General features: G+C 63.8%; 13 protein-coding genes and 1 pseudogene. 8 read left to right on the top strand and 6 right to left on the bottom strand.

The annotated features are described in order from the left end of the window. Positions 1–30: 30 nt before the first annotated feature. Both ABIB42_RS02390 and ABIB42_RS02385 read right to left on the bottom strand, forming a co-directional pair. Entirely contained in the window at positions 31–981 is a 951-nt protein-coding gene (locus ABIB42_RS02390; RefSeq protein ID WP_005667328.1) for a serine hydrolase, read from the bottom strand. Between the two features lie 289 nt (positions 982–1270). Then, positions 1271–2290, bottom strand: a complete 1020-nt coding sequence (locus tag ABIB42_RS02385; RefSeq protein WP_005667329.1) for a sulfate ABC transporter substrate-binding protein — start codon at positions 2288–2290, stop codon at positions 1271–1273. A gap of 204 nt (positions 2291–2494) precedes the next feature. Between ABIB42_RS02385 and ABIB42_RS02380 the strand changes: the two genes are divergently transcribed. The 4 genes from ABIB42_RS02380 to ABIB42_RS02365 all read left to right on the top strand — a co-directional run bounded on the left by ABIB42_RS02380 (position 2495) and on the right by ABIB42_RS02365 (position 4713). Then, positions 2495–3019 (top strand): GNAT family N-acetyltransferase, encoded by a 525-nt coding sequence (locus ABIB42_RS02380; protein ID WP_429247834.1) that lies wholly within the window; start codon positions 2495–2497, stop codon positions 3017–3019. 185 nt (positions 3020–3204) lie between these two features. Further along, positions 3205–3822, top strand: coding sequence for a YcbK family protein (locus ABIB42_RS02375; protein ID WP_005667332.1), 618 nt, complete (start codon positions 3205–3207; stop codon positions 3820–3822). 123 nt (positions 3823–3945) lie between these two features. Further along, positions 3946–4236 carry a DUF378 domain-containing protein gene (locus ABIB42_RS02370; protein WP_005667333.1) on the top strand — a complete coding sequence of 97 codons (291 nt, stop codon included), beginning with the start codon at positions 3946–3948 and terminating at the stop codon, positions 4234–4236. Beyond that, positions 4237–4713: a metallophosphoesterase family protein gene (locus tag ABIB42_RS02365; protein ID WP_005667334.1), complete on the top strand. Its 477-nt coding sequence runs from the start codon at positions 4237–4239 to the stop codon at positions 4711–4713. A 50-nt stretch (positions 4714–4763) separates the two neighbouring features. On the opposite strand, the gene ABIB42_RS02360 is transcribed toward ABIB42_RS02365, so the two are convergent. Continuing rightward, complete coding sequence (locus ABIB42_RS02360) at positions 4764–5372, bottom strand: potassium channel family protein (protein WP_005667335.1); 609 nt, start codon at positions 5370–5372, stop codon at positions 4764–4766. A gap of 301 nt (positions 5373–5673) precedes the next feature. Here ABIB42_RS02360 and ABIB42_RS02355 point away from each other — a divergent pair, with 301 nt between their 5' ends. After that, positions 5674–6075, top strand: coding sequence for a hypothetical protein (locus tag ABIB42_RS02355; protein ID WP_005667336.1), 402 nt, complete (start codon positions 5674–5676; stop codon positions 6073–6075). A 4-nt stretch (positions 6076–6079) separates the two neighbouring features. On the opposite strand, the gene ABIB42_RS02350 is transcribed toward ABIB42_RS02355, so the two are convergent. Beyond that, entirely contained in the window at positions 6080–7036 is a 957-nt protein-coding gene (locus tag ABIB42_RS02350) for an SMP-30/gluconolactonase/LRE family protein (protein ID WP_184238745.1), read from the bottom strand. Positions 7037–7190: 154 nt separating this feature from the next. Here ABIB42_RS02350 and ABIB42_RS02345 point away from each other — a divergent pair. The 3 genes and pseudogenes from ABIB42_RS02345 to ABIB42_RS02335 all read left to right on the top strand — a co-directional run. After that, positions 7191–7602, top strand: a pseudogene (locus ABIB42_RS02345) (Gfo/Idh/MocA family protein); the annotation flags it as partial. A gap of 12 nt (positions 7603–7614) precedes the next feature. Further along, entirely contained in the window at positions 7615–8301 is a 687-nt protein-coding gene (locus ABIB42_RS02340; RefSeq protein WP_429247874.1) for a Gfo/Idh/MocA family protein, read from the top strand. A 59-nt stretch (positions 8302–8360) separates the two neighbouring features. Continuing rightward, complete coding sequence (locus ABIB42_RS02335) at positions 8361–9176, top strand: transporter substrate-binding domain-containing protein (RefSeq protein WP_429247873.1); 816 nt, start codon at positions 8361–8363, stop codon at positions 9174–9176. 70 nt (positions 9177–9246) lie between these two features. Here ABIB42_RS02335 and ABIB42_RS02330 read toward each other — a convergent pair whose 3' ends face one another. Both ABIB42_RS02330 and ABIB42_RS02325 read right to left on the bottom strand, forming a co-directional pair. Further along, entirely contained in the window at positions 9247–9621 is a 375-nt protein-coding gene (locus tag ABIB42_RS02330; protein WP_429247833.1) for a hypothetical protein, read from the bottom strand. Positions 9622–9743: 122 nt separating this feature from the next. Then, entirely contained in the window at positions 9744–10733 is a 990-nt protein-coding gene (locus ABIB42_RS02325) for an alpha/beta hydrolase fold domain-containing protein (protein WP_429247832.1), read from the bottom strand. Positions 10734–10735 lie beyond the last annotated feature (2 nt).

The following is a 10735-nucleotide window of genomic DNA, read 5'->3' as shown; positions in this document are numbered from 1 at the left end:
GCGGCCCCTTTTGTCATTGCATCGATGATCTCAGTCGCGGCGCTTGCGTGTCGTCTTGACCTTGGCCTTGACGCGTTTCTTGGTCACCTTGGCCTTCGAGGCTTTCGACTTGGCGCGGGCCTTGGCCTTGGAACTGCCGGCGCTGGCCTTGATGCGCGGGCCGCTAGCTGCGCGCGCCACCCGGCTCACCGGCTCGTCGCCGGTGATGAAGCGGCGGATGTTCAGCGCGTCCATGATGCGCGCCGACGAGGCGCCGGCGTTCAGCAGCACCAGGGTCGCCTTCTTGCCGGCGGCGGTGATGTTCATGATCAGGCAGCGGCCGGCTTCGTTGGTGAAGCCGGTCTTGGACAGGCCGACGTCCCAGCCCTTGGCGCCGACCAGGCGATTGGTGTTACGGAAATTCACGTCGCGGCCCTTGATGTCGAAGACATCCGTGGTCTCGGTTGTCATGCGCACGATCTCGGGATACCGGGTCGAGGCCTTGGCCATCTTGACCAGGTCGCCGGCAGTGGAGCGATTGTGCGGAGACAGTCCGGTCGGCTCTTCGATCACGGTGTGGGCCATGCCCAGCTGCCGGGTTTTGTTGCGCACGGCGGTCTTGAAGGCGTCATTGCCACCAGGGAAGGTGCGGGCCAGGGCGGCGGCGGCGCGATTGTCCGAAGACATCAGGGCAAGGTGGAGCGCATCGCGGCGCGTCAGTTTGGCGCCGACAGCCACGCGCGAGCTGCTGTACTTGAGGCGGTCGACGTCCGCGCTGTCGATCTCGATCGTCTCGTCCATGTCGAGCTTGGCATCGAGCACCACCATCGCCGTCATCAGCTTGGTGAGCGACGCGATCGGCATCACGGTATCGGCATTCTTCTCAAGCAGGATCTTGCCGGTGTCGTCTTCCACCACGAGCACCGATTGCGAACCGAACGGCACGGCGAATGCCGCAGCCGAAAAGGTCATCAGGACCGTTGCGAACAGTTTCTTGATCATTCTTTGTCTGGAATCTGGGGTTGAGGTTGAACGTCGGGGCGCCGGGCGGCGCAGATCAACATCTATCTCTAGAGCAACTAGAGTAAGGACAATATCATCCATCCCAGCTGCATGTCTATGGCGCACGAGCAAATTCCCCTATGGGAAGCCATTTTTTGTCGGAAATGTGACGCTGGCGATTCGCAAGATTAACAACTCATGTCACATAGAAATGTCGAGTGACTAATTGCTGTGCATATCAAACAAAACAGCCCTGCGCGCGGCAGGGCTGTTCGATTTCGAGCGGTTGTTACTTGGCCTGGTAGATCTTGTCGAATTCGCCGCCGTCGTTGAAGTGGCGTTTCTGGGCCGCGCTCCAGCCGCCGAACACCTCGTCCACGGTGAACAGGCTGATCGGCTTGTAGTTGGCCGCGTACTTCTTCATCACCGCTTCCGAGCGCACCCGCATGAAGTGCTTGGCGCCGATTTCCTGGCCCGCCGGCGAGTACAGGAAGTTCAGGTAGGCGGTAGCCGGCTGGCGGATCTTGAGGCGGTCGACCACCTTGTCGACCACGGCCACCGGCGACTCGGCCAGGATCGACGTGCTCGGGTAGACGACTTCGAAATCATTGCCGAATTCCTGGCGCACCATGCTCACTTCGTTCTCGAAGGTCACCAGCACGTCGCCGATCTGGCGCTGGGTGAAGGTGGTGGTCGCGGCGCGGCCACCGCCGTCCAGGATCGGCACGTTCTTGAAGATCCTGGCGACCAGGTCGCGCGCCTGCGCTTCGTTGCCGCCTTTCTTGATCACCGAGCCCCAGGCCGCCAGGTAGGTATAGCGGCCGTTGCCGGCGGTCTTGGGATTCGGGATGACGACGCCCACGCCCGGACGCGCCAGGTCTTGCCAGTCGCGCACCTGCTTCGGGTTGCCCTTGCGCACCAGGAACACCATGGTCGAGTAATACGGCGCTGCATTGTTCGGGAACTTCTTGGCCCAGTCTTTTGCCACCAGGCCACGGTCGGCCAGCATGTCGATGTCGTTGGCCTGGTTCATCGTCACCACCGACGCCGCCAGGCCATCGGCCACGGCGCGCGCCTGCTTGCTCGAGCCGCCGTGCGATTGCTTGATGGTGACGGTCTGGCCGGTCTGCTGCTTGTACGAGGCGATGAAGGCCGGATTGACTTCCTTGTACAGCTCGCGGGCGACGTCGTAGGACACGTTCAGCAGTTCGACATTGGCGGCGCTGGCGTGGAGTGGCAGCGCAGCGCCGGCGGCCAGGACCAGGGCCGTCAGGGAGCGGCGCAGCGCGTTCGGAGTGGTGTTGCGCATGGTTGTTTCTCGCTTTGAAAGTGATAGTGACAGAGTGCATGTTCCTTAATCCGTGCGGGGAACGGAACGATAGTTTCGTCATATCCTTATACGGTGGTCACGTTTGACCGTGCCGCCAGCAGGGTCTCTTACTTTAGGTGTATAGTCGAGGTCGTGCGATGCCCCGTCATCGTTCGTTCATGTCCGTTTCCAAGTAGATGATTGATGTCCACGCGTATTGAAATCCGCAGGGCTGTCCCTGACGATGCAACGGCTGCCTGCAATCTGCTGCGCCGTTCGATCGAAGAGGGCTGCCGCGCCGACCACCAGGACCAGCCGGGCGTGCTCGGCGCCTGGCTCGGCAACAAGACGCCGGCCAACGTCGTCACCTGGTTTTCCTCGCCCACCAATTATGCGGTGGTCGCCGAGAGCGAAGGCGAACTGGTCGGCCTGACCCTGTTGACGCAGGCCGGCAAGGTGGCGCTGTGTTACGTGTTGCCGGACGCCTTGCGCTGCGGCGTCGGCCGGGCGCTGCTGGAAGCGGTGGAACAGCAGGCGCGCGCCTGGAACATCAGCAAGCTGCACCTGCACAGTCCGGCGGGCGCGAGCCTGTTCTTCGAGCGTCACGGCTATATGAATGCCGGGAAGGAAAAAGCCTGCTTCGGCCTCGAATGCGACCTGCTCTGGAAGCGCCTGGACGGCGCCTGCGATACGGCGGCGCGCAAGCGCTTCTGCAACTGCGGCGAGTAAGACGACGGCCACCACCTCCTGCATGATGCGAACGCGTGGAGGATTCGGCCCAGTGGACCAAATCGCGAGCCGTCCACCCCACGCAACAAATCGATAACATCTGCACGCTTCGTGCACTCTTCTGCATGCTTGTCGGATACGCTATAGTACGCGCTATCGCAATTGTCGAGTAACGGATCCGCCCCATGGCTTCACGCAGAGATTTCCTTCACCATAGTGCCCGCCTGGCCGCGCTGGGCGCACTCGGCGCGCCGCTGGCCGCCGTCGCCACCGACCTCCAACCGCCTCCCGACCTGTTCGATTCGCAAGCGCTGGACCTGGATTTCTGGGTCAAGCCGCGCACCCTGTCCGTGACCCGTCCGGCCAGCGGCGAACGCGCCAGCGTGCTGTACTGGAAGGATGGCGAAGTCATCGATTCCGCCTACGAGCAGCTGTGCCACCTGCTGCGCGACGTGAACGGCAAGGCCACCGCGAAGATCGATCCCAAGCTGCTCGAGATGCTGTGGAGCACCCAGGCCTTCATCGCCCGCTACGGCTTGCTGCAGCCGCTCGAGATCCTGTCCGGCTACCGCTCGCCGGAATCGAACAAGCGGTTGCGCGAGGCGGGCATCCCGGCCGCGCGCCAGTCGCTGCACATGGTGGGCAAGGCGGCCGACATCCGCATCGCCGGCCTGAACGAAGAAGTGCTCGGCGGCCTGATCAAGAGCTTCCGCGGCGGCGGGGTCGGCTACTACTACCGCTCCGGCCCGCGCGGCGGCTGGATCCACGCGGATACCGGTCTCGAGCGTACCTGGAAGGGGTGATCCGCAGCTTGGTTCGTGACACCGCCGATGCGTGCGAAGGTGTCCGGTAACTTGGGATAGTATGGTTGTCAAGTGCCGGGGCAGGACGCCCCGGCTGTCCCACGTCTTTCCAAGGAGGCTGTGATGGCAACAATCAACGCACCAACCATGGACCGCCGGTCCATCCCCGACCGCCGCGTCAACGTCCACGCGCGCGAGCGTTCGGCCATGTCCGCCGTCGACTATATCGCGATGGCGCTCCTGATCATCGGTGGCCTCAACTGGGCCATGGTCGGCCTGTTCGACGTCGACATGGTCGCCACGCTGTTCGGTCCCGACACCGCGCTGACCCGCATCGTCTATGTGGTGGTGGGCCTGGCCGCGCTGTATTCGATCTATACCACGGCCAAGATGGCCAGCAGCAAGCGGCACTGAATGCCGATCCGGCCCGTGCGCATCGGCTTGATTTCCGACACGCACGGGCTGCTGCGGCCGCAGGCGCTCGATTTCCTGCGCGGCAGCGACCACATCCTCCACGCCGGCGACGTCGTCGGCGCGGCCATCCTCGACCAGCTTGCCGGGCTGGCGCCGTTGACCGCCGTGCGCGGCAATAACGACCACGGCGACTGGGCGCACGCCTTGCCCGAGAGCGTCACCGTCACCCTGGGCGGCGTCGTCATCCACATGCTGCACGACCTCAAGGAACTCGCCATCGATCCGGCCGTGGAAGGCGTGCGCGTGGTTGTGACCGGCCATTCGCACAAGCCCGCCTGCGAAGAACGCGGCGGCGTGCTCTATGTAAATCCCGGTAGCGCTGGACGCCGACGCTTCACGTTGCCGGTGTCGATCGGTGAAGTGTTGATCGGGGATGGACAGGTGGCGGCGAGGTTGATTACGCTTGACGTGACTTAATTCACCCGGCTCCCGTTCATGAAGACTTTTTGAGGCGGGGCGGGCGAAGATCAACCTGGCTTGATCTCATCGGTGGCAGAAATCTCTTTGACATGAATGTCGATCCAAATGTCGATTAGATCGTGGTCGTCGGGCGTGCCGCCTCTCACGCGTATGTGCGCTCCGGTTGGCACGCCATCACGCGTCTCAAGTCTGCGCCCGTTGCCTGATTCGATCTTCACGTCCTTGATCAACGTCGCAAGGGCGTGATAGAGGGCATCCACGGCATTGATGCGATGCTGATCCAGAGGCAAGTCACTCATGGCCGTGGCTTCGCCGCTGAATTCGGATGGTTGCAGCGCCGCTGTAATAGCCGCCACCAGGAAGCCGAAAATGACGAGGCCAATCACCGCGTTCATCATCGCGATGATCTTGCCGACATCGGATGTCGGATGGATGTCTCCGAAGCCCACGGTAGTGACGTTGATGACTGTGAAGTACAAGCTATCCAGGAATGGTCTCCCTGGCATTTCAAGCAACCAGTAGAGGATGGTGCTGAAGGCGATGTAGGCGCCAACACCGGCCGCAATCATGAAGATGATCGGTCGGTTGGCTTTCAGATCTTCGGCGATGCCGTCCACTGGCTGCACCTTAAGTTCGAGTATCCTGCTGTTGTCCATTTGGTTCCTCTTCTCCGTAAAAAATGTTCCGGACTCGGTCCGATGAACAGATCGGCGAAACGTTCCCTTCATGCCCATTGATGAACACGGACATCAACCCGTCGGCGGAATCATGACTCAACTCGGTTGGTGATATGAGAATAGCAGCTGGTTAGCTGAGAAAACTCTCGAATAATCGTACGCGACGGAAATTTGACTGTTGCATACGCAGCCGGTTGCAGCCCAAGGAAGCATTCGCAGGATCGGGCGCGGGCGCCCGAAATCCCTTAAGATAGGGGCCGTTTCTTCAACCGCGCAGCAGATGACCCTCCCGTCCGACCAACCCCGTTTCAAACCCCGCCCCTGGACGCCCCTCGAGACGCCGCAGGACGTCGAACTCTGGATCGACGAACACAATGCCGCGATGCAGGAGCTGATCCGGCCGCAAGAGACCGGCGTCGGCATCTGTTTTAATCTGGCCGAAGGCGGCACGGTGCACATGCAGACGACCGAAGACGCGATCGTGCTCGACGTCGACGATGACGCCGCGTGGATCGCGCCGCTGATCATGGCCGCCACCGGCGCCGAGCAGCCGCGCGGCCACTATTGGCTGCTGCCGGACGACCGGCTGGTGCAGCTGATCCTCGGCCTGTCGATGCTGGTGCAGAGCACGACGCTGGTGACGGGCCACAATTTCGGGTCTGCCGGCCGCCGCGTCTGGTAAAAACTCAGTAGGGCAGGCCGGTCACTCCCAGCCGCAGCTGCCACACGGCGCCGGCGCCGGTGATGTACAGGGTCTTGCCGTCGGCGCCGCCGAAGGCCACGTTGGTGACGTTGGCGTCGGTCCGGATCGTCGCCAGTTCGCGGCCCTGCGGGGTGAACACGCGCACGCGCTTCGCTCCATGCTCCGTCACGTACAGGTTGCCGTGGCAGTCGAGCGTCATGCCGTCGCCATTCTCGATGCCACGGATGACATCGTGGCCTTTTTGCGGCACGCCGTCCCGGATCGGGTAGGCGCGCACCGCGCCGTCGCTCGCGTTCACGTACAACGTGTCGCCGTTCAGCGAGAGCGCGATCCCGTTCGGATTCTTGCGCGTGCCGTCGACCAGCGTCACGGCGCCATCGGGCGCGATGCGGTAGATGCCGGTCACCGGCTGGCCGCCGGGCGCCGCGGCCTTCTGGTAATCCGGGTCGGTGAAGTAGATCGTGCCGTCGGCCGCGATCGCGATGTCGTTCGGCGAATTGAAGACTTGTCCCCCGTAGCGCGTGGCCACGTCCGCACGTTGGCCGGTTGCGATGTCATAGCGCGACATGGCCTTGTGCTTGTGGGTGGCGGCGACCAGCGCGCCGCCGGCGTCGACCGCCAGGCCGTTGCTGCCGGCATCCTCGAGCGCCGTGCTCACGGTGCCGTCGGGCGAGAACTTGCGCACGCGCGAAGGAAAACCCTCGCTGAAGCCGAAGTCCGAGAAGTACAGCGCATCCCTGATCCATACCGGTCCCTCGTACAGGCCCGGCTCGCTGCGCGACGGCTTGATCGCGGCGATCCGTTCGGCCTTCAGTTCGCCCGACGGCGGCTTGCCGCTGCAGCTGGTCGCCGCGGCAGCTGCCGGCACGGCGAGCGCTACGCTGGCCGCGAGCAGGGCGCGCACGAGGTGGGTGTAGCGGAATGGATGGGATCGGTTCATCAATATGGTCTCCTTGTGCATGCTGGTTGGTGCGCTGTGTTAACGCTACCATTTCAATCGAATCAATTGTATCCTTACTAAGGAAGCGATGGTAACCCGCCGCGTCGCCGGATCGGCACGGCATTCGAACGAAACATTCTGCAAGGAGACCTGAATGATCGACCTGAATCGGCGCGGCCTGGTCATGGCCGCGGGGGGTGTGCTGGCGGCCGGCGCGGTGGGCATGCCGGCCTGGGCCAATCCCGAACGCAAGCTGGGCTATGCGATCGTCGGCCTGGGCGGTTATGGACTGGGCCGCATCATCCCCCAGTTCAAGGAGTGCCGGCACAGCCGCCTGGTGGCGCTGGTCAGCGGCGATCCGGCCAAGGCGAAGAAGGTGGCTGCGGAGTATGGCGTGCCCGAACGCGGCATCTACGATTACCAGAACTACGACAGCATCCGCGACAATCCCGATATCGACATCGTCTACATCTGCCTGCCCGTCTTCATGCATGCCGAGTACACGATCCGCGCCCCGGGCCGGCAAGCACGTGATGTGCGAAAAGCCGATGGCGGTCAGCGTGGCCGAATGCGAGCAGATGATCGCCGCCTGCCGCAAGGCCGGCAAGAAGCTGATGCTGGGCTATCGATCGCGCTTCGAGCCGCACAACGTCGAGGCGATCCGCCAGGCGCGCAGCGGGGCCATCGGCAAGCTGCGTTACTTCCGCTCCGAACACGGTTTCGTCGCGCGTGACCCGAACACCTGGCGCATGAAGAAGGCGCAATCGGGCGGCGGTTCGCTGATGGACATCGGCATCTATGCTTTGCAGGCGGCGCGCTACATGACGGGCGAGGAGCCGGTTGCCGTGTTCGCCAAGGAAACCACCGACCGCAGCGACCCGCGCTTCCGGGAGGTCGAAGACATGATCGACTTCCAGCTCGAATTCCCGTCCGGCGTCATCGGTTCGTGCATGTCGATGTACAGCGCCAACCGCAACCAGTTTGTGCTGATGGGCGACAAGGGACGGATCGAGCTGGAGCCCGCCACCGCCTATAGCGGCCAGCGCATGTGGGTCGGCGGCGAGCGCAGCGACAAGACACTGGTCACGCCGCCACCGGGACCGTATGCCAACCAGTGGGTCGGCCAGCTCGACCATATGGCGCAATGCGTGAAGGAAAACCGCGAGACCATCGTGCCGGGAGAAGAGGGCTTGCGCGACATCCGCATCATCGAGGCCGTTTACCGTTCAGCGCGCGAACAGAAGCGAATCGGCCTAAGCGGCTAGCCACCGGTGCTGTTTATCGGTTATAAAGTGCCATTGACCGTAGTGCAGGGTAAATGTCGATGTACGAGGTAGTATCAAAGGAGCGGCGGCGCCGGTGCGTGATTGGCGTAGTAGCGGCGGCATTGGCCGCCATCCTGCTGCCGGCTGCGCATGGCGCCGACCTGATGAGCCAGGCCAGGGCCCGCGGCGTCTTGCGCATCGCCGTCGAGGGCACGTATCCGCCCTTTAATTTCAAGGATCCGAAAAGCGGCCACCTGACCGGCTACGACGTCGAGGTCGCGCGCCTGGTCGCCACCGGGCTGAAACTCAGGCCACAGTTCGTGTTCACCGAATGGAGCGCCATCCTGCCGGCCGTGGCGTCTGGCAAGGTCGACGCCGCCATCAGCCAGGTGATCATCACCCCCGAGCGCGAGCAGGCCTTCGACTTTTCGGTGCCCTACACCTATTCGAGCTTCCAGCTCATCGTGCGCAAGAACGAGCGCGCCACCTACCGCAGCCTGGGCGACCTCAAGGGCCGCAAGCTGGGCGTGCGCCAGGGCAGCGTGTTCGAGCAGCAGGCGAAGGAGGTCAAGGGAATCGAGGTCAGGAGTTATCCGGCCGTGCCCGAGAACCTGCAAGACCTCGCCTTCGGCCGCATCGACGCCTCGCTCGACGACAGCCTGATGGTGAGCTACCTGTTGAAGAATTCGGCGCTGCCGATCAAGGCCGGGCCACGGGTCGGCAAGGATGCGCGCATCGGCGTCGCCATTCGCAAGGGCAATCCGCAATTCAAGGCGGCGGTCGACAAGATACTCATCGAAGCGCGCGCCGACGGCACGCTGCGCCGGTTGTCCCTCAAGTGGTTCGGCATCGACGCCAGCAGCGCCACGCGCTAGCGGCGAACGACGCACACGATAACAGGCGCGGCCCGCGTTGCGGGCCGCGCCATACGTGCTTGAGTCCACGTCAACGGTTCTTGTCCTGCTTGCCGTTCCAGCCGCTCGTCTGGTCCATTTGCCGGGACGCGTTGCCCAGCGACCCACGGTGACGACTGTCGAGGTCGGCGTTCAGGTCGTCCAGCGCCGGGGTTCCGCCCGAGGCATGCTGGCCGCCTTTCTGCTGGCTCTGCCGTTGTCCACCGGCGCTTTGCTGGTTGCCGCCGGCTTGCTGCTGACTGCCTTGTTGCTGGATACTGCTGTCTTGCTGCAAGCCGGCGTCCTGCTGGTTCCCGGCGCTCTGTCGATTGCCGGCGCTCTGGCCGGCGCGGCTTGCCGCCGATCCCATGTCGTCCAGCTCGGGGTAGCTCGGCGCTTTATCGCTATGTCCTTTGTTTTCACCCATGTTTGACTCCTGGCACTGGTGTCTGGAAGGCCCATGCTACGCCGATGGCGGTCTTCGCCAATCAGCGGATTGGTGGAGGCTTCGTAGGACTTGTCAGACAAAGTCAGCAGTGAATATGGAAGTCACTGCGCCGCTCGGATGATCCCTTGCCGGCGCAGGAAGGATTGGATCTCGCCGAAGATGGCGACCTGCTGCTCGAGGCTGAAACCGCCATGGCCGCCGCCCTCGACCGTATGCAGCACATTGCTCACACCCGCCTTGTCGAGCGCGCTTTTCAGGCGCACGCCGTGGGCATACGGCACCAGCTTGTCGGCGTCGCCGTGGATCGTGAACACGGCCGGTCCGCCGCGGCGCACATGGCTCAGCGGCGACAATTCCCTGGCCAGCGCGGCGCGCCCAGGCAGGCTGCCGAACCAGCCCACCGCATACGAGCGGATGTTGGGGCCTTGCAGCATGTCGGCCACGTCGGTGATGCCGTACCAGTTGACGACGGCCTTGACCTTCGGCGCGGCGTTCTTGTATGGCCCGCTCCAGCTCCCTTCGGTGAAGGCGCACTGATTGGCGAAGGGCGAGTCGGCGGGGATCATGGCCGTCGCCAGCGCCAGGTGGCCGCCGGCCGAGTCGCCGGTGGTGATCACCCGCTCCAGGTCGAAGCGGTAACGCTCGGCATTGCGGCCTACCCATTGCAGCGCGCACAGCGTGTCTTCGACGGCGGCCGGGGCCAGCGCCACATTGGCCAGGCGGTACTGGACGTTGACGACGGCAAAGCCCATCTGCAGATAGGGCAGGGCGGCCAGCGCGCGGCTCTCGCGGTTGCCCGCCACCCAGCCGCCGCCATGGAAGTTCAGCACCACCGGCAGGTGGGCAGTGCTGTCGCGCCAGGGACGATAGACATCGAGCTTGAGTTCCTGACCGCTCGCGCGCAGGTAGGTGATGTTCGGCTCGACCGCCATCTCGTGGCTGAGCAGGACGGCGGTGTGTAACGGACCTTGCGCGGCGGAGTCCGGCGCAGCGCCGTCCTGGGCCAGGCTGGACGCGCAAGTGCAAGCCGCGGCCAGCAGGCAGGCGACCTTCACGGCATGCAATCGGTGGTGCAGCGTGATGGTCGCCATGG

Origin of the sequence: Massilia sp. UYP32, from assembly GCF_050434365.1 — a bacterium.
GTDB classification, from domain to species: Bacteria; Pseudomonadota; Gammaproteobacteria; order Burkholderiales; family Burkholderiaceae_D; genus Telluria; species Telluria timonae.
The sequence above is the reverse complement of the archived record's forward strand: the minus strand, read 5'-3'. Positions and strand labels throughout refer to the sequence as shown.

What these genes read in the sequence shown, in the direction of transcription:
- ABIB42_RS02390 (WP_005667328.1), bottom strand. Translation starts at nt 981, where the DNA reads ATGATCAAGAAACTGTTCGCAACGGTCCTGATGACCTTTTCGGCTGCG.
- ABIB42_RS02385 (WP_005667329.1), bottom strand. Translation starts at nt 2,290, where the DNA reads ATGCGCAACACCACTCCGAACGCGCTGCGCCGCTCCCTGACGGCCCTG.
- ABIB42_RS02380 (WP_429247834.1), top strand. Translation starts at nt 2,495, where the DNA reads ATGTCCACGCGTATTGAAATCCGCAGGGCTGTCCCTGACGATGCAACG.
- ABIB42_RS02375 (WP_005667332.1), top strand. Translation starts at nt 3,205, where the DNA reads ATGGCTTCACGCAGAGATTTCCTTCACCATAGTGCCCGCCTGGCCGCG.
- ABIB42_RS02370 (WP_005667333.1), top strand. Translation starts at nt 3,946, where the DNA reads ATGGCAACAATCAACGCACCAACCATGGACCGCCGGTCCATCCCCGAC.
- ABIB42_RS02365 (WP_005667334.1), top strand. Translation starts at nt 4,237, where the DNA reads ATGCCGATCCGGCCCGTGCGCATCGGCTTGATTTCCGACACGCACGGG.
- ABIB42_RS02360 (WP_005667335.1), bottom strand. Translation starts at nt 5,372, where the DNA reads ATGGACAACAGCAGGATACTCGAACTTAAGGTGCAGCCAGTGGACGGC.
- ABIB42_RS02355 (WP_005667336.1), top strand. Translation starts at nt 5,674, where the DNA reads ATGACCCTCCCGTCCGACCAACCCCGTTTCAAACCCCGCCCCTGGACG.
- ABIB42_RS02350 (WP_184238745.1), bottom strand. Translation starts at nt 7,036, where the DNA reads ATGAACCGATCCCATCCATTCCGCTACACCCACCTCGTGCGCGCCCTG.
- ABIB42_RS02340 (WP_429247874.1), top strand. Translation starts at nt 7,615, where the DNA reads ATGATCGCCGCCTGCCGCAAGGCCGGCAAGAAGCTGATGCTGGGCTAT.
- ABIB42_RS02335 (WP_429247873.1), top strand. Translation starts at nt 8,361, where the DNA reads ATGTACGAGGTAGTATCAAAGGAGCGGCGGCGCCGGTGCGTGATTGGC.
- ABIB42_RS02330 (WP_429247833.1), bottom strand. Translation starts at nt 9,621, where the DNA reads ATGGGTGAAAACAAAGGACATAGCGATAAAGCGCCGAGCTACCCCGAG.
- ABIB42_RS02325 (WP_429247832.1), bottom strand. Translation starts at nt 10,733, where the DNA reads ATGGCGACCATCACGCTGCACCACCGATTGCATGCCGTGAAGGTCGCC.